The following is a 21,561-nucleotide window of genomic DNA, read 5'->3' on the forward strand; positions in this document are numbered from 1 at the left end:
TTTCGACAAATACTGACTTTTTGGCATTATTTTAAAAAGGCATATCCTTTGAAATGATTCTGGAAAACACAAAATATGAACTTAAATAAATTTACTATAAAATCACAAGAGGCCATTCAGCAAGCACAACAGCTTACGCAAGAATTGGGTCATCAACAGATAGAAGCCGAGCATTTGTTTAAAGCCATTACGATGGAAGATGAAAATGTAACGCCTTTTATCTTCAAAAAACTGAACATCAATTTTCAGTTGTTCAACCAAATATTAGACAAATCACTTGAAAGCTATCCTAAAGTTAGCGGAGGCGATCTTGTTTTGTCAAGGGAAACTGGAAAGGTATTGAACGAAGCGCAAAGCATCGCCAACAAAATGAATGATGAGTATGTTTCTATCGAGCATTTAATCTTGGCTGTTTTCAATTCGAAAAATAAAGTGGCCCAAATCTTAAAGGATCAAGGCGCCACCGAAAAAGGCCTGAAAGCAGCAATAGACGAACTGCGCTCGGGTGATCGCGTGACTTCACAAAGCGCCGAAGAAACCTATAACTCGCTAAATAAATACGCCAAAAATCTTAACCAATTAGCCGAAACAGGAAAATTAGACCCTGTTATTGGAAGAGATGAAGAGATCAGAAGAATTTTACAGATTCTATCACGTCGTACTAAAAACAATCCGATGTTGGTTGGTGAACCCGGAACGGGAAAAACCGCTATTGCCGAAGGTTTAGCGCATCGTATCATTGCTGGTGATGTACCCGAAAACCTAAAATCGAAAGAAATTTATTCGTTGGATATGGGTGCTTTAATCGCTGGCGCTAAATATAAAGGAGAGTTTGAAGAACGTCTCAAAGCGGTTATCAAAGAAGTCACTTCCAGCGATGGAAATATTGTTTTGTTTATTGACGAAATACACACCTTAGTTGGTGCTGGTGGTGGTCAAGGCGCGATGGATGCTGCCAATATTCTTAAACCTGCTCTCGCTCGAGGCGAATTAAGAGCTATTGGTGCAACCACGTTAGATGAATACCAGAAATATTTTGAAAAAGATAAAGCTTTAGAACGTCGTTTCCAAAAAGTAATGGTTGACGAACCCGATACCGAAAGTGCGATTTCGATATTACGAGGTATTAAGGAAAAATACGAAACCCATCATAAAGTCCGTATCAAAGACGAAGCAATTATCGCAGCGGTAGAACTCTCTGAAAGGTATATTACCAACCGGTTTTTACCCGATAAAGCGATTGATTTGATGGATGAGGCAGCTTCTAAACTCCGTATGGAAATCAACTCGAAGCCAGAGGAGTTAGATGTTTTGGATCGTAAAATCATGCAATTGGAAATCGAAATTGAAGCCATTAAGCGTGAGAAAGACGAAACCAAATTAAAGTCACTGCAAGCAGATTTGGCTAACCTAAAAGAAGATCGAGCAGAAATTAGTGCCAAGTGGAAAAACGAAAAGGAATTGGTCGATAACATCCAACAAACCAAAACCGATATCGAAAACCTAAAGTTGGAAGCCGATCGAGCCGAACGTGAAGGGGATTACGGAAAAGTAGCTGAAATTAGGTACAGCAAACTAAAAGAAGCACAAGAAAAGTTAGAAAACCTTCAAAAAGAAGTAGAAACCAATAAAAAAGAAGGGAAGAAATCACTAATCCAAGAGGAAGTTACGCATGAAGATATTGCCGAAGTAGTGGCAAAATGGACTGGTATTCCGGTAACGAAAATGCTACAAAGCGAACGTGAGAAGCTTTTGAAATTAGAAAGTGAGCTTCACAAACGTGTGGTTGGGCAAGAAGAAGCCATACAAGCGGTAAGCGATGCGATCAGAAGAAGTCGTGCCGGTTTACAGGATCAGCAAAAACCAATTGGTAGTTTCTTATTTCTCGGAACTACTGGAGTTGGTAAAACCGAACTTGCCAAAGCCTTGGCGGAATATTTGTTTGATGACGATAGCGCGATGACCCGAATCGATATGAGCGAATACCAAGAACGCCACAGTGTGAGCCGATTGGTCGGTGCTCCTCCAGGTTACGTGGGTTACGACGAAGGTGGTCAGTTGACCGAGGCAGTTCGCAGAAAACCTTATTCGGTGGTGTTGTTGGATGAGATTGAAAAAGCACACCCAGATACGTTTAATATATTATTGCAAGTATTAGATGAGGGTCGACTAACAGATAATAAAGGTCGCTTGGCAGATTTCAGAAACACTATTATTATTATGACCTCCAATATGGGAAGTCATATTATACAAGAGCAGTTTGAAAATGTAAAAGATATCGACACTGCTATGGAAACCGCAAAAGTTGAAGTTTTAGGTTTACTAAAACAGCAAGTACGCCCAGAGTTTCTCAATAGAATTGATGATATCGTGATGTTTACACCTTTAAACTCAGAAAATATTCGTGAAATTGTAGAATTACAATTAAAAGGTGTCACCAAAATGTTGTCACAACAAAACATCGTTTTAGATGCTACACCAGAAGCGATCAAGCTTTTAGCAGAAAAAGGGTTCGACCCTCAATTTGGAGCAAGACCAGTAAAAAGAACTATTCAAAAAGAAGTGCTCAACCAGCTTTCAAAAGATATTCTAGCCGGTAAAGTTTCTGCGGAAAGCATTATTTTGATCGATGCTTTTGATGATGAACTCGTTTTTAGAAATAAAGTTGAAGAAAATTTAGAAGCCTAGCTCTGTAATTATGTAAAAGTAAAAAAATCCGCCTTGAGCGGATTTTTTATTGATAGTTGTCTATTTGTTTATCTTTTTGAATGGTTCCGATATGGTAATAGGAAACAATTTTTTCTATTAGATCGTTTTTAAAATAATACCATTCGCTCACTTGCATTTTAAATCCGTCACTTTGTGTAGTAAGATAACGAACACAAGCCTTCTCTTCTTCGGTAATTTCATCTATAATTTGGAACTGATGTCCCAAAAATTTATCCTGATTTTCCTTTACGACACTTAAATAAGCATCTTTGCCCTTAATAACCCCAAACGGACTTTGATGTGTAAAATTTTCGGTAATAGGTAAGTTATAAAAGTCTCCTCCTTCCCATTTTTTAAACCAAACTTGTATCAACTCTTTAGGCTTCATTGTATAAACATTTAAAAATAAACCCTTACAAAAGGCATCAAAGGTGTTCCGTATATACTTTTTTCTTCATCATATAACACATCATATCGTACCCCAACCGTAACATTTCCTGTGTCATAACCCAAACCTAAAAATAAAGCAGGATACCAATAATCTTCTTGATAAGAAATACCATTAGCATTGTATGCTCTGTCTACTCTCAGTTCTTCAAATTCTGCTGAAAGCTGTAAACCTTGTGTAGGTCTAAAAATATTAATCACACTTCCACCATAGACAAAAGTATCGAAGTTGTTACTGCTGGCATAAGTGAAGTTGAGGCCCACTCCTACTGAATAAAAATTATTGACATCATAAATTGCTGACGGTAATAACGAACCCGAAAAAAACCCATCTCCAATTGATAAACCCAAACCACCACCAAAACGAACATTCTCCCAAAAATGGTTACTGCCTTTCTTTGCTTTTACTTGTGCGTTAATGCTAAAACTGGTAAGCATCAGTATTCCGATAAAAAGTATTTTTTTCATATATCTTACAAGGGTCTCGGCTATGAAATCATTACGGAAAAATCCGCAGGATTTTTTTAGGTATAGTCCAAAGTTAGTAAAAAACAGCGGAATTTCAGTGGTGAAATTCCACTGCAATTTTTATTGCCTTAGTTGTTTGCAGTCTATTTAATTATTTACTTCTTTTAATTCTGGATTTTTATTCCGCAAATCATACCCTGTTTCATAAAACGATTTTAGGTTTAGTAGGTAAAAAGTCCAACCCTGCAAACACCCAATTCTGATATTAAACTTTGAGTTTTCGTCTGTTGGGATATTGTATTGTTTCAATGGTGCTCTTTACTTTATTACCCGGCTTCATCTCAAATTGCTTACAACGGTAAAGTGTATGATTTCGTTGCGTGATTAAGAACTAGAGTTAGTAAATAATCACAGATAGAAAATTTCAACGGAATTTTCGTAAGCAAGCCTTTACTAGCAATGAATTATACACAGTGTTAGCAAATCATTATTTGTTTTTTTGATATTGTTTTATCTGTTCCCATCGTTTTGGATTAACTGTTTTCCAGTAAATTTCATAAAAATCTCTTTTCTTAGAATTATTGGTTTTAATCATTTCTGAAAAGTATTCTATTAATTTAGTTTTGTATTCAGATTCGTCAGATAATAAATCTTTATTTTTTTTATCAAAAACCAAAACTGAAGCATAAATAGTTTCTACGCTTTCTAAACCGTGTGTAGCAACAATGAATTCGGTTGTGTCGTTCGGAAAGAGTTTTACATTATTCCACAATAAAATTGGATGATTTCGTCCATTTGGATAAACTTCTTGATTCCATTTTCCAAATCTGTCATACATTCCTTTTTTTGTATACAATGCAGTATACACACATTCATATTTTATTTCGTTCAGAAATATTGTGTCATTGCCTACTACTGACTCAAATTTTTCTTCAAGGATGGTTTTATAATCATTTTTCAAAATCGACTTACACCGCTTTTCAGTTTTTCTTTTTGTTGAAGAGCAAGAAATCAAAATTAAAGCTGTGATTATTGTAAACATGCCGCTTTTCATAATGTTTGCCAACGGTCTCGTATTACCTTTAGTTACGGGATTAAAGTTAATGATTTTCGGTTTAGCACAGGCTTTAGCAATTCCGAGTAGATTTGGACGAAGTCAAATCTGCCGTAATTGCGGTTATACATTGTTATCTACCGTTTTTATTATCAAATTCTATTATAGGAAACATAGGTTGCCAAATTTTATTTAGTTGTTCTTTTCTTTCCGCAAACCTTATGTCAGTTATTTTTTCTTTTTCCATCTTATTCTTAAACCTTTCAGATACGTATTCACCAGAAGAGTATAAAGGTATTTTGAAAAAATCTATTTCAAAGTCAAAATTTTTTCCAAAAAATACTTTTTTAGTCTCAAACGAATAATTTGTTTTTGAATCAGATTTGTTTTCAGAAATCAAATCTAATTTGTGTTGATGAGACTTGATTTTAAATTTTTCTCCATTGCTATCTGTTGCAAATATTTCGCTTTTCTCGAAGTCAATCCAATTGTAACATTCGTTTGCGTATTTGTCAGGAAAAGTCAAGTCAAAATAATCGTAGGATTTATTCTTTTTTAAAATTCCGAACAGTTTTTCTTTTCGAAGAACTTTTGCTTTTCTCAAATCATATTGAATCGTTTTACTACCTTTCAAAATGTTCAATGCTTTTTCATTCAGTATGAACTCATTTATAGAATGTAAAATGTCATTCAGCTTGTTGAATTCATCGTCGTCATACATTTTACAAATCGTGATATTTTGTCCATTTACTTTTTTATAATCAATGTCTTCAATTGCTCCAGAATCGTCGATGTGAAATGTAAAGTACTTCATTTTTTTCAAATGGTAGGTAACGTGTTTGTATATGATAAGTAGTGTGTAAATTAGCGAATATTTTTCCGCCATAAAACAAGCCAAATCTTTGTATTTTGCTTTTACCTTTTTTGTTCAAACGCCAAATCAAAAGATTTGGCGGCTTCCCTAATATACCAAAATTTTCGTTTTAGAAAAGACACAGCTATTTATTATATACGGTGTTCTACAACGTTTTATTTTCCTTCTTTTGCATAAATCATTTTATAGTTTTTCTCGTATTTAATTTCCAATTTTCTATCGGTTAGTTTAAGAATTATATAGGTGTCAAGAACCAAAAAATTCCCTTTCTCATCTTCTTTATAGTTTCTTCTAGGAGAAAGCTTTTGAAGCGTAATCATAGCTTTACCTTGTTTAGAATTTTTGGAAATGAGCATTTCATATTCAATTACATCATCAGATTTTATTCTCCAAAAACCATTGCTTACTTTTTCTTTTTCAATTTTTTTTAGAGTACCGTCATTATTAATAATTATATCCGGGCCAATTGCTTCAAGTATAACCGGCTTCCCTTTGGGTGTTATTCTGTTGCGCGAAGTAACTTTTTTAACTTCATTCCCGTTTTGATCTAAAGTCTTTAAAAACTTCCATTCTCCTATTAAATTTTCTTCTATTAATTTAGAGTCATTATTAGTATCATTTTGACCAAATGTGATTATTGAAGTGAAAAATAGTATAAATAGTATTTTCATTTTTTTTAATGCTGTAGAACTACCGAATAAACACCGGTTCGTTTTCTTTTTTGGTTTCCTTTTCGCTGTAGTTATAACCATCATAGTCAAAACTTTTTAAACCTTCCAAGGTTTTGATGTCTTTGTCAATAATATAACGCACCATCGATCCTCTTGCTTTTTTTGCAAAAAAACTAATTACTTTCAACTTTCCGTTTTTCATGTCCTTAAACACAGGAGAAATTACTTTTCCTTTTAACTTTTTTGTATCAATCGCTTTAAAATACTCATTACTGGCTAGATTTACAAAAAGCTCTTCTTTTTCCATCTCCTCATTTAGCGATTTCGTCACCTTGGTTTGCCAATATTCATACAGGTTTTTCTTTCGTTGTATGGGTAAATTGGTTCCCATTTCCAAACGGTAAGCTTGTATGAGGTCTAAAGGTTTTAAAATTCCGTAAAGCCCAGAAAGAATACGCAATCTGTCTTGAACAACATCTATTTTCTCTTTTGGAATCGTGTAGGCATCCAAACCTTGGTACACATCACCATCAAAAGTATACATCGCTGGTCGTGCGTTTTTTGCCGTATGCTTTTCTTCAAAATCTTGGTAACGTTGGTGATTGAGCGCTGCTAAGTTTGCACTAATTCCCATCAGTTTTTGCAGGCTCTTTTTACTCTGTTTCGCCAGTTTTTTATTGATTTTAAAAGCATCTTCTACAAAAATGGGTTGCGTGTGTTTTGTGGTAGGCAGTTCTGCTTCGAGGTTAAGTGATTTGGCAGGAGAAATAACTATTTTCATGTATGTTTTTTGTTTTAAAGATACATAACCTCTACCAAAAAACAATTTTGTTGTAGGTTCGAGGCTGTCTAAAAAGTCCATTTTCGTCAACCTGAACTTGTTTCAGGTTCTTATACGGATCTGTAAATCAGCAAAATGAGATTCTAAAATAAATTCAGAATGACGTTTTTCAATACTTTTCAGACAGCTCATTACTGAAATTCTTTTTGACTTTTTGCGTAAGCACGCCATTTTTCGACACAGTCTTGTATATCTTGTGGAATATCCGAATTAAAATCCATCCATTTTCCTGAAGTTGGGTGTTCAAAACCAAGGGTTTTGGCGTGAAGTGCTTGTCGTGGCAAGATTTTAAAACAGTTATCTACAAACTGTTTGTATTTTGTAAACGAAGTTCCTTTTAAAATTTGGTTTCCACCATATCGCTCATCGTTAAAAAGTGTATGCCCTATATGCTTCATATGCACTCGAATCTGGTGTGTTCTTCCGGTTTCGAGTTGGCAAGAAACCAAGGTCACATAACCCAGTCTTTCGATAACTTTATAATGGGTAACCGCAGGTTTTCCTTTTTGTTCGTCGTCACCAATAAATACGGTGTTTTGTAATCTGTTTTTTGGATGTCTTCCAATGTTTCCTTCGATAGTTCCTTCATCTTCTTCTACATTTCCCCAAACCAAAGCAACATACTCCCGTTTACTGGTTTTATGAAAAAATTGTTTGGTGAGGTGTGCCATCGCTTGTTCGGTCTTGGCAACGACCAAAAGTCCGCTTGTATCTTTATCGATACGATGCACCAAACCAGGTCGGTTACTACTATTTTGTGGCAAATTTTCGAAATGGTAAATGAGCGCATTGATTAAAGTACCCGAATAGTTTCCGTGACCGGGATGAACCACCATTCCTGCAGGTTTATTGACCACTAAGAGTTCGTCATCTTCGTAAACTATGTCTAAAGCTATATTTTCTGGCGTCAGCAGGTTTTCATAAGGCGGATGTTCGAACAAAACCTTTACTTCGTCTCCTGCTTTTACTTTATAATTCTGCTTAACTGTTTCCCCATTTACGTAGACATTTCCGTTTTTGGCTGCTTGTTGTATTTTATTTCGCGTCGCGTTTTCAACAAAATTCATTAAAAATTTATCCACGCGAAGTGGCTTCTGCCCTTTTTCGGCTATAAAATGGTAATGTTCATAAAGCTCATCACTTCCGTTATCGTCTTCGAAGTCTTGTTGCATAAAGGAAATTTAGAGTTCTAAGTCGTCAGAAGTTTCCGTAGCCGTTTCTGTGCTTTCTGAGCCTTCGCTGGAATTATCGTCGGAGGTGACATCGTTATAGCTTTCTTTTCCGTCACCCAGTACCAAATCGATGACCGAAGTTTTCATCAACTCGTCTCCTTTTTTTACCGCAGCACCTTTGTGCCGAAGCTCTAACACAGCATCTTTGGCAAAACTTGGTTTGTAAGTAATGCTTCCTATCTGAAAACCTAAAGCCAGTAAAGTCGGTTCGATTTGTCGGCGTGATCGACCATTGTATTCTGGAATTTCCGCTTTTGCATAACCCGAAGGGTTTAAGGTAAGGTAAATCATACGGTTTTCTTTTACAAAATCACCTGCTTTTGGCGATTGTTCGATAACCGAATATTTAGGGTAATCTGGATTATAATTGGCTGAGTCGTTTACTTCTCTTCGCAAATCGGCTTCTTCTAGCAGTTCATCAACTTGATCTAACGTAAGTTTAGACAAATTGGGAACTTCTATTTTCTGATCGTGATTGGTACTATAATCTAACCATTGCATCACTAAAAATAACAAAACACAGAAAACAACTAGGGCAATCGCTAACTGTATCAGAAAAGCTTTGCTAAAGACAAATTTTATAAAACTCATTATTTTTATGCATTAAAAGAACAAAGATATAAAATCAAACGTATTTTTGTGGGGTATCTTATTTCTTAAACTTATAAAATGAAAAAGAAACGTATTGCCATTGCCATGGGCGGTTATTCCAACGAATACGAAATATCCATTAAGAGTGGGAATTTGGTCTATGAATATTTAGATAAAGAAAAGTATGAACCTTATAAAGTCCATATCCTGGAAAACGAATGGTTTGTAGCGCATCAAGACCAAAAATATCCGATACAAAAGCAAGATTTTTCGTTTGTTTTAGACGGAAAAAAAATAAATTTCGATTTGGTGTTTAATATCATTCACGGAACCCCAGGAGAAGATGGTTTACTGGCTGCTTACCTCGAAACCGTTAAGCTCAAACAGACTTCCTGTGATTTTTATCAGTCGGCACTCACTTTCAACAAAAGAGATTGCATCAGCGTTTTAAAACCTTACGGTATCAAAACCGCTGAAAACTATTTTCTCAACCTTGGTGATGAAATCAACGAAGAAGAAATCATCGCTAAAGTTGGCTTACCTTGCTTTGTAAAAGCCAACAAAGCAGGCAGTAGCTTCGGAATTTCTAAAGTTTATCAAAAAGACGAACTCAAAAAAGCTATCGATTTCTCTTTTAAGGAAGATGACGAAGTAATTATCGAGTCTTTTTTAGACGGCACCGAAGTTTCTGTAGGTGTCATTGAGTACAAAGGGGAAATTAAGGCTTTACCGGTGACCGAAATCATTTCAGAGAATGAATTTTTTGACTATAAGGCCAAATATTTAGGCGAATCCCAAGAAATTACGCCTGCTACGATTTCTACTGAAATGACCGAAAAGGTTCAAGCGATTGCCGTGAAGATTTTTAAAACCTTAAAACTCAAAGGTTGGAGCCGATCAGAGTTTATCTTTCACCAGAATGAACCTCATTTTCTAGAAATCAATACCATTCCTGGAATGAGCGAAGCCAGTATTTTACCACAACAAGCAAAAGCTGCGGGTATTAGCCTAAAAGAATTATTCGAAAACACGATTGAAGCTGCTTTGCGATAATTTTTTTAACTTGCAAGAAACATTTTTATGAAAAGAGCCGTTTTTCCAGGATCCTTCGACCCTATTACCTTAGGACATTACGATATCATCGAAAGAAGCTTGAGTCTTTTTGACGAAATCATTCTCGCTATTGGTATCAATGCCGATAAAAAATACATGTTTCCGCTTGAAAAGCGAAAAAAGTTTATCGAAGATGCTTTTGAAAACGAGCCTAAAATAAAAGTAAAAACCTACAAGGGTTTAACCGTAGATTTTTGCCAAAAAGAAAATGCTCAATTTATTTTACGTGGCTTACGCAATCCTGCCGATTTTGAGTTTGAAAAAGCGATTGCACATACCAACAGAAAGCTTTCCCAAATAGAAACCGTCTTTTTATTGACCTCTAGCGGAAAAAGTTATATTTCTTCTTCTATCGTGCGTGATGTCATTAGAAATAAAGGAGATTATACTGGGTTAGTCCCTGATTCTGTAAGGGTTAAATAAATTATTATGAAGTTTTCTGTTAAACATATTTCTGTTTTTTTATTTATTTTAATTTCTTTCACTAGTTGTGATTTCTCTAAGTATCGATTGGTCAAAACCTATGATTTTGAGACTCGTTTTGAGAAATCGAAAGGGAAAGAAACCGCTACTTACAAAGAAGTTATTGCCTTTTACAAAGACCTTGACAGCAAATATAACAGCATTAGATTACAAGTCTTTGATACCACCGATGCTGGAGAACCTTTGCATTTGGTTATTTTTAATCCTGACCGTGAGTTTGATTGGGAATACCTCAAAGATGAAGAAAAAACCATAGTCCTTATCAATAATGGTATTCATCCGGGAGAAAGTGATGGTATAGACGCCACGATGATGATGCTTCGCGATATGGCACAAGACTCAATTCCTGCCCCTAAAAACACCATTATTGCCGCGATACCTATTTATAACATTGGTGGAGCACTCAACCGAAATACAGCAAGCCGTGCCAACCAAAATGGCCCAGAGGCTTATGGCTTTCGCGGAAATGCTAGAAATTATGACCTCAATCGTGATTTTATTAAAATGGATACTAAAAATGCCCGCGCTTTTGCAAAACTTTTTCATACGGTAAATCCTGATGTGTTTATCGATACGCATGTGAGCAACGGTGCAGACTACCAATATACGCTTACCCATTTACTCACTCAGCACAACAAAATGCAAGGTGCATTGGGCGATTATATCCACCAAGAGTTTTTACCCGAATTGGTCGATAGCCTTTCCAAGAAGAATTTAGATATTACTCCATACGTCAATGTTTTTAATGAAAAACCCGAAAAAGGTTTTGAACAATTTTTAGATAACCCTAGATATTCTTCGGGTTATGCTGCGCTTTGGAACAGCTTAGGTTTGATGATCGAAACGCATATGCTCAAACCTTACCAGCAACGAGTTGATGCCACCTACGAAATGCTGTTAACCGCCATCGATTTGGTTGAAAACAGCAACGGAAAAATCAAAAAACTTCGGGAAGATAACTTCAGGCATTTTGCTGAAGCGGAAATTTACCCACTCAATTATCAAGTGGATAAAGATTCAGTAAGTCTATTGAATTTTAAAGGTTACGAAGGAAGCATCAAAAAGAGTGAAGTAACAGGACAAAACCGACTTCAATACAATAGTGCCCAACCTTTTGAAAAAGAAATTGAGTATTACAATCATTTCACGGCAAATGACAGTATAAAAATCCCAAAAGCCTACTTGCTTCCGCAAGGGTATTGGGACATCAAAGAAAAACTAGAAGCCAACAACATACAACTGCAACGTTTAGAGAAAGACAGTATTTTTATGGTTGAAGTTTATCACATACAGGATTATCAAACCGTTGGATCTCCCTACGAAGGTCATTATTTGCACTACAACACGGAAGTAAAAAAATCTACAGACAGTATTCAATTTAGCGAAGGTGACTACCTTATTCCTACCCATCAAGCTGGAATACGTTATTTGTTGGAAACACTCGAACCACAAGCTGTGGACTCTTTTTTTAATTGGAATTTTTTCGATGCCATACTCCAACAAAAAGAACATTTTTCCCCTTATGTTTTTGAAGATATCGCCGAAAAGTTATTAGAAGACTATCCGGAGCTCAAAGAAAGTTTTGAGCAGAAAAAAAGAAACGACTATTCGTTTAGGAGTAATAGCTACGCTCAACTCGACTGGATTTACAAACGCAGTAAGTATTACGAAAAATCACATTTACGATACCCTGTTTTTCGGGTGTTGCACTAAATATTCTGGCGGAAAAAGCAGTTTGATGTTTTCATAGGACTTTTGAAGTGCTTTTTGGGATTTTTCAAAATTCTTCCATTTTACTTTTTTGATGCCTTCACTTATTTCAGGTGACAATTCGCCTTCAAAGTCGGTGGTCATCTCAAACCAATGGGTTTCTTTTAGGCGTAACTTTCCGTTTCGTACAATGATATGATAGGTAATTTGTAAAAACTTTGTGATTTTTAGGTTTTTTACATTGGTCTCCTCTTCTACTTCGCGCAAAGCACATGCTTCTATGGTTTCGCCTTTGTCAATTTTCCCTTTTGGGAGGTCCCATTTTTTATTGCGGTAGATAAAAAGAATTTCACCTTTTTTATTAAAAACCATTCCGCCGCCAGCAATAACAGTTTTTAATTGTTTTTTTAAGTGCTTAAGCAACTTCTCTTCCTTTTTATGGTAAAGATTTACATAAAAAAGTTCGCCATTAAGTACTTTTCTAATAATCTGTTTTATCTTCGCCTTTTTTATAGGATATGAAGTATATTGGTTACCAATATTTTCTTTTGTCGAAAGAATAATTGGTATATTATTCACAAAAACTTTATACATTTGACGTATGATTTTAAATAACGAAACCGCAAGAAAGACTGCAGAATTGTTGTTGCAAATTAAAGCAATAAAATTAGAACCGCAAACACCTTTTACATGGGCAAGTGGTTGGAAATCGCCAATCTATTGTGACAACCGTATCATTCTCTCTTTTCCGCCCATCAGAAACTACATCAGGGAAGCGATGGCAAAACAAGTAGAAGAACTTTACGGAAGACCCGACGTGATTGCCGGAGTCGCTACAGGAGCTATTGGCATTGGGATGTTGGTGGCAGATTACCTGAATTTACCTTTTGTTTACATTAGACCTGAAGCAAAAAAACACGGTCGCCAAAACCAGATAGAAGGCAACCTTAAAAAAGGTCAAAAAGTGGTAGTCATCGAAGATTTGATCAGTACTGGAGGAAGTAGCCTAAAAGCAATCGAGGCTTTACGAGATCACGAAGCCGATGTCAGAGGGATGCTCGCCATTTTTTCTTATGGGTTTGATCTTTCGGTAGAAAATTTTGAAAAAGAAAACCTGCAAGTCAACACCTTAAGTAATTATGAAGTTTTGGTAGAACAGGCTTATAAAACTAGTTACCTCAACAAAGAAGAGTACGAAACGCTACAAGAATGGAGAAAAAACCCTTCGGAATGGCAACAAAACACAGCACCAAATGCACTTAGAAAGTAATACCACCACGGTCAACAAGTCTCAAGAAGAGTTATTCAACTTTTTATCGGATGTGAAAAATTTTGAAACGATTATGCCCGATTCTATTCAACGTTTTGAGTTGTTAGACGAAAACAGCTTTTTGTTTCAGCTAAAGGGAATGCCCGAAATTGGTTTACAAATCAAAGACAAAACCCCGCATAGCCAGATTGTTTTAGGAGCCAAAAGTGATAAATTTCCGTTTACGCTAAAAGCAGATTTAACCCCGATTTCGGAGAACCAAACCGAGGCTCAACTTATTTTTGATGGCGAGTTTAACGCCATGATGGCGATGATGGTAAAGTCACCGCTCAAAAATTTTATAAATACCCTAGCAGAGAAAATAGGTCAGTTATAAAGAAGCTTGTCAGTTTGAGTGATTCCGCAAACGTGCGGAATTGTACCTGCCTGGTATGACCACGGCAGACAGGTCGAAAACTAGACTATTGCTTCTCGATACATTTTACTTCCGTAAAATACCTGTCAGCCGAAGGCAAGGCTCGAAGCGACAATCAATACAACAATTTTATTTCTTTAAGGTCAAAAGTTTGTTCTACAGATTCGTCTTCAAATAAAACTTTTAAATGACCTGCATGATCAACTCCTTTGATGATTCCTGTTTTTAATTGTTCCTCTTGTAGCTGAAACTAGCGACTTTACCTTTCTTAAAAGATGGGTTTCGTAGGCTTGCTGTAATACTTTTTCCATTGATGAAAAAGTATACAAAAAATCTAGGCTGAAGTTTCTTGTTCACCCATGACGCTTTATGAGCTAAATTAAAAGAACTTGTCCACTCGTGGACTTCAAACAACTTTTAATTGTAACGCTCGATTTCAGCTATGGGTACCCGAAGGCGAAACTTAGGCCATTCTCGATATAAAAGTTTAGTTTCTATTGAAAAATAAAACACATCGAATAAAGATGATATGTATCAATACAACAATTTTATTTCTTTAAGGTCAAAAGTTTGCGCTACAGATTCGTCTTCAAATAAAACTTTTTAATGACCTGCATGACCAACTCCTTTGATGATTCCTGTTTTTAATTGCTCCTCTTGTAGCTGAAACTAGCGACTTTATCTTTCTTAAAGAGATGAGTTTCGTAGGCTTGCTATAATACTTTTTCCATTGATGAAAAAGTATACAAAAAATCTAGGCTGAAGTTTCTTATTCACCCATGACCCTTTATGAGCTAAATTAAAAGAACTTGTCCACTCGTGGACTTCAAACAACTTTTAATTGTAACGCTCAATTTCAGCTATGGGTGCCCGAAGGCGAAACTTAGGCCATTCTCGATATAAAAGTTTAGTTTCTATTGAAAAATAAAACAGATCGAATGAAGGTGGTAACTATCAATACAACAATTTTATTTCTTTAAGGTCAAAAGTCTGTGCTACAGATTCGTCTTCAAATATAACTTTTAAATGACCGGAATGATCAACTCCTTTGATGATTCCTGTTTTTAATTGTTCCTCTTGTAGCTGAAAAGTAGCGACTTTATCTTTCTTAAAGAGATGGGTTTCGTAGGCTTGCTGTAAAACTTTTTTTGGTTGTTGCAACAACGTATAAAACCTGTTCTCAAAAGTTTCCACGAAAGTGTGCAACAATTTCTCTAAATCAAAAACCTGATTGGTTTTTAGACTTAAGGAACTCGCCTGTGGTAAATTTTTAAAATTTTGTTGGTTCACGTTAATTCCTATTCCGATAACCGTTTTTTTAATTTGCTGTTGCTGACAAATATTCTCGATGAGAATTCCGCAAATTTTATGTTTGTCTGCCAAAATGTCGTTTGGCCATTTGATGTGAATTTGTTTTAAATTTAAACCCAACAAAAACTCTTTAATCAAGATAGAAATTGCCATATTGAGTACAAAGTTATCTTTGAGTTGAATACCTAAATCGTTTACCAACACACTGAACGTAAGGTTTTTTCCCGATTCTGTTTGCCATACATTACCCATCTGCCCTTTTCCTTTGGTTTGGTGTTCTGCCCAAACAATACTATCGCTTAAAAGCTTATTTGTAGCCATAAGCTCTTTTACAAAGGCGTTGGTTGATGGCGTGGTATGGACTTTGATTATATTCATACAAAAAAGTAGCTTAACAATAAAGAATAAGTTTATGTTAACAATGCAAAAAAACTATAAAAAATAATAACTTTGCGGAAAAGAAAAATATTTTAATGACAAAGAAAAAAAATAACACAGACATACTTATTACACATATCATTGAGGGCATAGAAGAAGTAAAGGGAGAAAACATAGACATTCTTGATTTACGTGAGATAGAAAATACCGTTTGTGATTATTTTATTATCTGCGATGGAAATTCTAATACGCAAGTAAACGCCATTGTTAATTCTATTCAGAAAATTGTAAGCAAATCTCTTAAAGAAAAAGCTTGGCATGTAGAAGGTACCGAAAATGCAGAATGGGTACTTATCGATTATGTAGATATTGTAGTACACGTTTTTCAGAAACACATTAGGGAATTCTACGACATCGAAAGTTTATGGGGAGACGCAAAAGTTACTTCTATAGAAACCAATTACTAATTTTATTGTCTTACAACACACATGGCTAAGCAACAAAACAAAAACTTGCCCGAAGGCAAAAAACCAAAATTCAATACTTATTGGCTTTTCGCAGGAATCATCCTGTTTTTTATATTCATCCAATTTTTCAGTTCAGGTTTTAGCGAACCTGCTAAGATTACTCCCGATAAATTTGAGCAACTGCTCAGAAATGGCGATGTAAAAAAGTTGATAGTGATCAATAACAAAAGAGCTGATGTCTACCTTACTGCAGAAGCCCAAAAAGCCGAAAACAAGCCACAAACCAATCCTGGGTTTATGAATGTAGGCGAGGCTCCTTCTTATTCCTTTATGATTGGTAGCTTAGAAAAATTTCAAGAAAGTGTCGATGAAATTGAACGCGAAAACAATGTTTCTGCCAACATGATTTTTGAGGAAGAAAGCAATGTTTGGGGCGAATTTTTATGGACGGTCTTACCTTTTGTAGTTATTATCGGGGTTTGGATTTTTATCATGCGAAGAATGACTGGCGGAGCTTCTGGTGGTCCTGGTGGTCAGATTTTTAATATCGGAAAATCAAAAGCCAAGCTGTTTGATCAGAACACCGACGTAAAAGTATCTTTTAAAGACGTTGCCGGGTTAGAAGGTGCCAAAGAAGAAGTACAAGAAATTGTAGATTTCCTCAAGAATCCAGAAAAATATACCGCTCTTGGCGGAAAGATTCCTAAAGGAGCATTATTAGTAGGACCTCCAGGAACAGGAAAAACTTTATTGGCAAAAGCAGTTGCGGGTGAAGCCAAAGTACCTTTTTTCTCACTTTCAGGTTCAGATTTTGTCGAAATGTTTGTAGGTGTTGGAGCTTCAAGGGTAAGAGATTTATTTAAACAAGCCAAAGAAAAATCACCGTCGATTATTTTTATCGACGAGATCGATGCAATTGGTCGTGCCCGTGGAAAAAACAATTTTTCAGGTTCTAACGACGAACGCGAAAATACCCTTAACCAATTGCTTACCGAGATGGACGGTTTTGGCACCAATACCAATGTGATTGTGATTGCCGCTACCAACCGTGCCGATGTGTTAGACAAAGCATTGATGCGTGCCGGTAGGTTTGACAGACAGATTTATGTTGATTTACCAGACATTAGGGAGCGAAAAGAAATTTTTGAAGTTCATCTAAAACCTTTAAAAAAGGTAGACAACGAACTCGATATCGAGTTTTTAGCCAAGCAGACACCTGGTTTTTCGGGGGCAGATATTGCCAACGTCTGTAACGAAGCTGCGCTTATTGCTGCGCGTAAAGGTAAAAAAGCGGTGGGCAAGCAAGACTTCTTAGATGCTGTAGATAGAATTGTTGGCGGATTAGAAAAGAAAAACAAAATCATCACCCCAGAAGAGAAGAAAGCCATTGCTTTTCACGAAGCGGGTCACGCCACCGTAAGTTGGATGTTAGAGCACGCTGCTCCGTTGGTAAAAGTAACCATCGTACCTCGAGGAAGATCTTTAGGTGCGGCTTGGTACTTACCCGAAGAAAGACTCATTGTAAGACCTGAACAAATGTTGGACGAAATGTGTGCAACCATGGGTGGAAGAGCAGCTGAGAAAGTCGTTTTCAATAAAATTTCTACAGGCGCTTTAAGCGATTTAGAAAAAGTCACCAAACAAGCAAGAGCCATGGTTACCATATACGGTCTTAATGACAAAGTAGGTAACTTGACTTATTATGATTCTTCAGGTCAAAGTGATTATAACTTTACTAAACCTTATAGTGAAAAAACATCTGAACTCATTGATAAAGAAATTTCTAATATTATCGAAGAGCAATACCAAAGAGCTATCGATTTATTGACAGAACACAAAGATAAGCTTTCGCAGTTGGCGGATATTTTATTAGAAAAAGAAGTAATTTTTAAAGACGATTTACAAAAGATTTTTGGTGATCGCCCCTTCGAAAAGAAAGAGGAAGGCAACCAAAAAGAGACCTTAGTCAATGATATAGAGGAAAATAAAGAGTAAAATCTTTATTTTATCGGAAATAGTCGTCAAAAAACGTCAAAAAATCTTGAATTAGCCATAAGTTATTCAAGATTTTTTATATTTGAACTTATCAAATCTTACATTGCCTTTAAAACAATATGAGTATCATAAAGAAAATTCTAAAGTTTACTTCAAAATCAGATGAAGAAAATGTAGAACCTCGTAAGGTTGAAAGCAAATTTATGCCTGAAGAGGAAGCTCCTACAGATGAAAATTTCATGGAGAACTTCAAAAAGAACGGAGGAAAATTTCTTTATTGCGCTGATATGGATGAAGTACATATTATCTTTCAAAAAATATTGGATGAAAATAACTGGCATGATACTGAAGTTTTCTGTCGCGACAATCAGCTAAGAGATACTTTTAAAGATTTTAACCTCACGTATGGCAAAAAAAGTGAAGAAGCCAGTTTTTTCCTGACTACTTGTGAGTATTTAATTGGCAATACAGGGGCTTTACTCATTTCTTCTAACCAAATTGGGGAGAAAAAACTTATCGAATTACCGCATAATTTTGTAGTATTGGCAGGTACAAGTCAACTTGTAAATGGGGTAAGCGAAGGTTTGAGAGGCATCAAAAATAAGTCTACCGATAGAATACCTACCAACATTACTACAATCAAAACTTTTGAAAACAAGCCGAGTGACGACTTTATGAGCTATGGCAGTACTTCAAAAAATTTATACCTACTACTTCTGGAAGACTTATAAAAAATGAGCGACATCTTAAAAAGAAGCCTTTCGGGATTATTGTACATGATTATTTTAATTTCGGCACTACTCTATTCTGAAATTTCTTTTTTAGTCCTACTTTTTGTTTTTGGTATTGTTGCCATCTATGAACTTCAAAAACTATTAGACCTCAACAGTTATTTATCCTATTTCTTATTTATTGCCCTCTACGGAATTTTTTCCTTTTTTAGGATAAGTCACGAAACGCTCTACATATACCTCATCATTACTTTGTTGGTAAAGCTTTTGCTCATTAGGGATTTGGTCGCCATTAACCGTATACCTTTGTTTGAAAGAAAAAAATACATCTTGGTCATTTTTTATCTCATTGCTTCTTTTGTTTTTATTAGCAAAATACCTTTTCAGGGCGATGATTACCGTCCTAAAATATTATTAGCTATTTTTGTGATGATCTGGACCAATGATACTTTTGCTTACCTTATCGGAAAACAATTTGGAAAGCGAAAATTATTGGAGCGTATTTCACCTAAGAAGACCATAGAAGGCTTTCTTGGCGGAATGATTTTTACGGTTCTTGCAGGTTATGTAATTTCATTGTATTTACCTGTATTTACTTATAAAACCTGGGTGTTTCTAGGTTTTTTCACTAGTTTGTTTGGCACTTACGGAGATTTGATTCAGTCGAAACTAAAACGCCAAGCCAACGTAAAAGACAGCGGAAGCATTATGCCAGGTCACGGCGGATTGTTAGACCGATTGGATAGTATTTTGTTTGCAGGAACTTTTATTTATACATTTTTACTCATCATAGATTATGTTTCATAAAGAAGGATATAAAATTTTAGCCATTACGCTAGGCTTGTTTTTGATCGTTAACTTACTCAACTTATTTTTAGTTGAAACAACTTGGTTAAAATACAGTATTCTGTTTGTTTCTTTTGTGCTTTTCATTTTAGTGGTTCAGTTTTTTAGAAATCCGAAAAGACATACAAACATCAACGATCTATCGGTGGTTTCTCCCGTAGACGGAAAAGTGGTCGTGATTGAAGAAGTGGAAGAAAAAGAATATTTTAAAGACAAAAGATTACAAGTTTCGGTCTTTATGTCACCTATAAATGTACACGTCACAAGGTACCCAGTAAACGGCGAAGTTACTTTTAGCAAATACCACCCAGGAAAATATTTGGTCGCTTGGCACCCGAAATCAAGTGAAGAAAACGAACGCACAACGGTGGTCGTCAAAAACCAAAACTTTGGCGAAATTTTATACCGACAAATTGCAGGAGCTTTAGCCAAACGCATTGTCAATTACGCTAAAGCAGGAGATCAAGCCATTCAAGGAGCCGACAGCGGATTTATAAAATTTGGATCGCGTGTCGATGTCTTTTTACCCGTCGGAACCCAACTTAACGTAGAACTCAATCAAAAAGTGAGAGGTGGAGAAACCATCATTGCTCAACTCTAGAATGCCTACAAAAACAGAAAAACTCAACCAAGAATTTGAAGAAGCCTACGAAAGAGCTTCCAAGACATCTTTACAATTTCCACCGGACATTTTGTTGCAATTTTACGGTTATTACAAAAGAGCCACCAAGGGCAAGTATTTTTCTGAAAGCAATCCCAACGATTCCGAACTTATTTCTGCTTTTAAAATGAATGCTATTTTTCAAGTACGGGACATTTCGCCTACCCAGGCCAAACGAGAATACATCAAAATCGTTAACAAATACATTCCAAAAGAATAAAGCATATTTCAGATTTTAAATTTCTATCAATCTACAGATATTTGGTTTTTATATTTTTATGAAAACACAACAAAATATAGACTACCAACGCATTGCTAAAGCAATAGCATTTCTCTACGAAAATTTCAAAGAACAACCTAGTTTAGACGAAATTGCAGCACATATTCATTTGAGTCCAGCTCATTTTCAGCGTCTCTTTACCCGTTGGGCAGGCACGAGTCCTAAAAAGTTTTTGCAGTACCTAAGCGTCAACCACGCCAAAAGTTTATTGCAAAAACCCCAAGTTACACTTTTTGACACCACTTTAGATACTGGTCTTTCCAGCACGAGTAGGTTGCACGATTTATTTGTAACGATTGAGGGAATGACACCTGCAGAATATAAAAACAAAGGTGAAAACCTGGTCATTCATTATTATTTTTACAACAGCCCTTTCGGGGAAATATTGGTCGCTTCGACTTCAAAAGGGGTGTGTCACTTGGCTTTTTCAGACGACTCCATACAAGCCGTCGAAGATTTAAAAAGTAAGTTCGCGAAAGCAAAATTTGAAGAAAGACCAGCTGTTTTTCAGCAAAACGCCATCGCCATTTTCCAAAAGAACAAAACCGGTTTACAACAAATCAAATTGCACCTTAAAGGCTCCGATTTTCAACTCAAAGTTTGGGAAAGTTTGTTAAAGATACCTTGTGGTCGATTAACCACTTACGGAAATATCGCCAACGATATCGATCAACCAAAAGCATCACGCGCGGTTGGAACAGCCATTGGAAGCAATCCTGTGGCCTACCTTATTCCGTGTCATCGGGTGATACAATCTTCGGGAGTCATCGGAAATTATATGTGGGGTTCGACCCGTAAAAAAGCAATCATTGGGTGGGAAAGGGTAATTAGGAGTTAGGAATTAGGGATTAGTAGTTAGGGGTTAGTAATTAGGAGTTAGGAATTAGGTGTTTGGAGTTTGGAGTTTGGAGTGAAATTGTGTACGTCCCTGATATAGGTTGACCACTAAAGTCAATTTATATGAAAGCTAATTTAAAATTAATCAAGAAACAACGTAAGTTTTCCGAAGCATTT

The 21,561-nt window shown here is 35.9% G+C and carries 23 protein-coding genes; 13 read left to right on the forward strand and 10 right to left on the reverse strand.

Annotated elements, in window-relative coordinates; all coding sequences use genetic code 11:
- Positions 1-75: 75 nt before the first annotated feature.
- Positions 76-2,688 carry an ATP-dependent chaperone ClpB gene (clpB, locus tag DNG35_RS06265; RefSeq protein ID WP_111127020.1) on the forward strand — a complete coding sequence of 871 codons (2,613 nt, stop codon included), beginning with the start codon at positions 76-78 and terminating at the stop codon, positions 2,686-2,688.
- Positions 2,689-2,734: 46 nt separating this feature from the next.
- On the opposite strand, the gene DNG35_RS06270 is transcribed toward clpB, so the two are convergent.
- The 8 genes from DNG35_RS06270 to DNG35_RS06305 all read right to left on the reverse strand — a co-directional run bounded on the left by DNG35_RS06270 (position 2,735) and on the right by DNG35_RS06305 (position 8,887).
- Positions 2,735-3,097 (reverse strand): nuclear transport factor 2 family protein, encoded by a 363-nt coding sequence (locus DNG35_RS06270; protein ID WP_111127022.1) that lies wholly within the window; start codon positions 3,095-3,097, stop codon positions 2,735-2,737.
- A gap of 11 nt (positions 3,098-3,108) precedes the next feature.
- Positions 3,109-3,624, reverse strand: a complete 516-nt coding sequence (locus DNG35_RS06275; protein ID WP_111127024.1) for an alpha-ketoglutarate decarboxylase — start codon at positions 3,622-3,624, stop codon at positions 3,109-3,111.
- 487 nt (positions 3,625-4,111) lie between these two features.
- Entirely contained in the window at positions 4,112-4,666 is a 555-nt protein-coding gene (locus DNG35_RS06280) for a hypothetical protein (protein WP_146228837.1), read from the reverse strand.
- Positions 4,667-4,811: 145 nt separating this feature from the next.
- Positions 4,812-5,564, reverse strand: coding sequence for a hypothetical protein (locus tag DNG35_RS06285; RefSeq protein WP_111127028.1), 753 nt, complete (start codon positions 5,562-5,564; stop codon positions 4,812-4,814).
- A 143-nt stretch (positions 5,565-5,707) separates the two neighbouring features.
- A complete protein-coding gene (locus DNG35_RS06290) occupies positions 5,708-6,223 on the reverse strand; it encodes a hypothetical protein (protein WP_111127030.1) in 516 nt (171 codons plus the stop codon).
- 19 nt (positions 6,224-6,242) lie between these two features.
- Positions 6,243-7,004 carry a peroxide stress protein YaaA gene (yaaA, locus tag DNG35_RS06295; protein ID WP_111127076.1) on the reverse strand — a complete coding sequence of 254 codons (762 nt, stop codon included), beginning with the start codon at positions 7,002-7,004 and terminating at the stop codon, positions 6,243-6,245.
- Between the two features lie 191 nt (positions 7,005-7,195).
- Positions 7,196-8,236, reverse strand: coding sequence for an RluA family pseudouridine synthase (locus tag DNG35_RS06300; protein WP_111127032.1), 1,041 nt, complete (start codon positions 8,234-8,236; stop codon positions 7,196-7,198).
- A 9-nt stretch (positions 8,237-8,245) separates the two neighbouring features.
- Complete coding sequence (locus DNG35_RS06305) at positions 8,246-8,887, reverse strand: PASTA domain-containing protein (protein ID WP_111127034.1); 642 nt, start codon at positions 8,885-8,887, stop codon at positions 8,246-8,248.
- Positions 8,888-8,965: 78 nt separating this feature from the next.
- Between DNG35_RS06305 and DNG35_RS06310 the strand changes: the two genes are divergently transcribed.
- The 3 genes from DNG35_RS06310 to DNG35_RS06320 are packed head-to-tail and all read left to right on the forward strand — an operon-like array spanning position 8,966 to position 12,196.
- The gene (locus tag DNG35_RS06310; protein WP_111127036.1) at positions 8,966-9,940 is read left to right on the forward strand and encodes a D-alanine--D-alanine ligase; all 975 of its coding nucleotides are present in this window, start codon (positions 8,966-8,968) and stop codon (positions 9,938-9,940) included.
- Positions 9,941-9,967: 27 nt separating this feature from the next.
- A complete protein-coding gene (gene coaD, locus DNG35_RS06315; RefSeq protein ID WP_111127038.1) occupies positions 9,968-10,423 on the forward strand; it encodes a pantetheine-phosphate adenylyltransferase in 456 nt (151 codons plus the stop codon).
- Positions 10,424-10,429: 6 nt separating this feature from the next.
- Positions 10,430-12,196, forward strand: coding sequence for a M14 family metallopeptidase (locus tag DNG35_RS06320; protein ID WP_111127040.1), 1,767 nt, complete (start codon positions 10,430-10,432; stop codon positions 12,194-12,196).
- On the opposite strand, the gene DNG35_RS06325 is transcribed toward DNG35_RS06320, so the two are convergent.
- Complete coding sequence (locus DNG35_RS06325; RefSeq protein WP_111127042.1) at positions 12,164-12,787, reverse strand: NUDIX hydrolase; 624 nt, start codon at positions 12,785-12,787, stop codon at positions 12,164-12,166. The two genes, DNG35_RS06320 and DNG35_RS06325, sit on opposite strands and share 33 nt — an antisense overlap.
- Before the next feature lie 7 nt (positions 12,788-12,794).
- Between DNG35_RS06325 and pyrE the strand changes: the two genes are divergently transcribed.
- Positions 12,795-13,463 (forward strand): orotate phosphoribosyltransferase, encoded by a 669-nt coding sequence (gene pyrE, locus DNG35_RS06330; RefSeq protein WP_111127044.1) that lies wholly within the window; start codon positions 12,795-12,797, stop codon positions 13,461-13,463.
- Complete coding sequence (locus tag DNG35_RS06335) at positions 13,447-13,839, forward strand: SRPBCC family protein (protein WP_111127046.1); 393 nt, start codon at positions 13,447-13,449, stop codon at positions 13,837-13,839. Before pyrE ends, DNG35_RS06335 begins: the two co-directional genes overlap by 17 nt.
- Positions 13,840-14,832: 993 nt before the next feature.
- Here the strand turns inward: DNG35_RS06335 and DNG35_RS06340 are convergent.
- Positions 14,833-15,567 (reverse strand): biotin--[acetyl-CoA-carboxylase] ligase, encoded by a 735-nt coding sequence (locus DNG35_RS06340; protein WP_111127048.1) that lies wholly within the window; start codon positions 15,565-15,567, stop codon positions 14,833-14,835.
- Positions 15,568-15,662: 95 nt separating this feature from the next.
- On the opposite strand from DNG35_RS06340, the gene rsfS reads away from it, so the two are divergent.
- The 7 genes from rsfS to DNG35_RS06375 all read left to right on the forward strand — a co-directional run bounded on the left by rsfS (position 15,663) and on the right by DNG35_RS06375 (position 21,385).
- Positions 15,663-16,034 carry a ribosome silencing factor gene (gene rsfS / locus DNG35_RS06345; protein ID WP_111127050.1) on the forward strand — a complete coding sequence of 124 codons (372 nt, stop codon included), beginning with the start codon at positions 15,663-15,665 and terminating at the stop codon, positions 16,032-16,034.
- A gap of 21 nt (positions 16,035-16,055) precedes the next feature.
- Complete coding sequence (gene ftsH / locus DNG35_RS06350; RefSeq protein ID WP_111127052.1) at positions 16,056-18,029, forward strand: ATP-dependent zinc metalloprotease FtsH; 1,974 nt, start codon at positions 16,056-16,058, stop codon at positions 18,027-18,029.
- A 119-nt stretch (positions 18,030-18,148) separates the two neighbouring features.
- Positions 18,149-18,760 (forward strand): LUD domain-containing protein, encoded by a 612-nt coding sequence (locus DNG35_RS06355; RefSeq protein ID WP_111127054.1) that lies wholly within the window; start codon positions 18,149-18,151, stop codon positions 18,758-18,760.
- Positions 18,761-18,763: 3 nt separating this feature from the next.
- A complete protein-coding gene (locus DNG35_RS06360; protein WP_111127056.1) occupies positions 18,764-19,567 on the forward strand; it encodes a phosphatidate cytidylyltransferase in 804 nt (267 codons plus the stop codon).
- Positions 19,557-20,207 carry a phosphatidylserine decarboxylase family protein gene (locus DNG35_RS06365; protein WP_111127058.1) on the forward strand — a complete coding sequence of 217 codons (651 nt, stop codon included), beginning with the start codon at positions 19,557-19,559 and terminating at the stop codon, positions 20,205-20,207. Before DNG35_RS06360 ends, DNG35_RS06365 begins: the two co-directional genes overlap by 11 nt.
- Positions 20,179-20,487, forward strand: coding sequence for an acyl-CoA-binding protein (locus DNG35_RS06370; protein ID WP_233494463.1), 309 nt, complete (start codon positions 20,179-20,181; stop codon positions 20,485-20,487). Before DNG35_RS06365 ends, DNG35_RS06370 begins: the two co-directional genes overlap by 29 nt.
- Positions 20,488-20,545: 58 nt before the next feature.
- Positions 20,546-21,385 (forward strand): methylated-DNA--[protein]-cysteine S-methyltransferase, encoded by an 840-nt coding sequence (locus DNG35_RS06375; RefSeq protein WP_111127062.1) that lies wholly within the window; start codon positions 20,546-20,548, stop codon positions 21,383-21,385.
- The last annotated feature ends 176 nt before the right edge of the window (positions 21,386-21,561 follow it).

Origin of the sequence: Mesonia sp. K7, from assembly GCF_003233725.1 — a bacterium.
Lineage (GTDB): Bacteria > Bacteroidota > Bacteroidia > Flavobacteriales > Flavobacteriaceae > Mesonia.

What these genes read in the sequence shown, in the direction of transcription:
- clpB (WP_111127020.1), top strand. Translation starts at nt 76, where the DNA reads ATGAACTTAAATAAATTTACTATAAAATCACAAGAGGCCATTCAGCAA.
- DNG35_RS06270 (WP_111127022.1), bottom strand. Translation starts at nt 3,097, where the DNA reads ATGAAGCCTAAAGAGTTGATACAAGTTTGGTTTAAAAAATGGGAAGGA.
- DNG35_RS06275 (WP_111127024.1), bottom strand. Translation starts at nt 3,624, where the DNA reads ATGAAAAAAATACTTTTTATCGGAATACTGATGCTTACCAGTTTTAGC.
- DNG35_RS06280 (WP_146228837.1), bottom strand. Translation starts at nt 4,666, where the DNA reads ATGTTTACAATAATCACAGCTTTAATTTTGATTTCTTGCTCTTCAACA.
- DNG35_RS06285 (WP_111127028.1), bottom strand. Translation starts at nt 5,564, where the DNA reads ATGGCGGAAAAATATTCGCTAATTTACACACTACTTATCATATACAAA.
- DNG35_RS06290 (WP_111127030.1), bottom strand. Translation starts at nt 6,223, where the DNA reads ATGAAAATACTATTTATACTATTTTTCACTTCAATAATCACATTTGGT.
- yaaA (WP_111127076.1), bottom strand. Translation starts at nt 7,004, where the DNA reads ATGAAAATAGTTATTTCTCCTGCCAAATCACTTAACCTCGAAGCAGAA.
- DNG35_RS06300 (WP_111127032.1), bottom strand. Translation starts at nt 8,236, where the DNA reads ATGCAACAAGACTTCGAAGACGATAACGGAAGTGATGAGCTTTATGAA.
- DNG35_RS06305 (WP_111127034.1), bottom strand. Translation starts at nt 8,887, where the DNA reads ATGAGTTTTATAAAATTTGTCTTTAGCAAAGCTTTTCTGATACAGTTA.
- DNG35_RS06310 (WP_111127036.1), top strand. Translation starts at nt 8,966, where the DNA reads ATGAAAAAGAAACGTATTGCCATTGCCATGGGCGGTTATTCCAACGAA.
- coaD (WP_111127038.1), top strand. Translation starts at nt 9,968, where the DNA reads ATGAAAAGAGCCGTTTTTCCAGGATCCTTCGACCCTATTACCTTAGGA.
- DNG35_RS06320 (WP_111127040.1), top strand. Translation starts at nt 10,430, where the DNA reads ATGAAGTTTTCTGTTAAACATATTTCTGTTTTTTTATTTATTTTAATT.
- DNG35_RS06325 (WP_111127042.1), bottom strand. Translation starts at nt 12,787, where the DNA reads ATGTATAAAGTTTTTGTGAATAATATACCAATTATTCTTTCGACAAAA.
- pyrE (WP_111127044.1), top strand. Translation starts at nt 12,795, where the DNA reads ATGATTTTAAATAACGAAACCGCAAGAAAGACTGCAGAATTGTTGTTG.
- DNG35_RS06335 (WP_111127046.1), top strand. Translation starts at nt 13,447, where the DNA reads ATGCACTTAGAAAGTAATACCACCACGGTCAACAAGTCTCAAGAAGAG.
- DNG35_RS06340 (WP_111127048.1), bottom strand. Translation starts at nt 15,567, where the DNA reads ATGAATATAATCAAAGTCCATACCACGCCATCAACCAACGCCTTTGTA.
- rsfS (WP_111127050.1), top strand. Translation starts at nt 15,663, where the DNA reads ATGACAAAGAAAAAAAATAACACAGACATACTTATTACACATATCATT.
- ftsH (WP_111127052.1), top strand. Translation starts at nt 16,056, where the DNA reads ATGGCTAAGCAACAAAACAAAAACTTGCCCGAAGGCAAAAAACCAAAA.
- DNG35_RS06355 (WP_111127054.1), top strand. Translation starts at nt 18,149, where the DNA reads ATGAGTATCATAAAGAAAATTCTAAAGTTTACTTCAAAATCAGATGAA.
- DNG35_RS06360 (WP_111127056.1), top strand. Translation starts at nt 18,764, where the DNA reads ATGAGCGACATCTTAAAAAGAAGCCTTTCGGGATTATTGTACATGATT.
- DNG35_RS06365 (WP_111127058.1), top strand. Translation starts at nt 19,557, where the DNA reads ATGTTTCATAAAGAAGGATATAAAATTTTAGCCATTACGCTAGGCTTG.
- DNG35_RS06375 (WP_111127062.1), top strand. Translation starts at nt 20,546, where the DNA reads ATGAAAACACAACAAAATATAGACTACCAACGCATTGCTAAAGCAATA.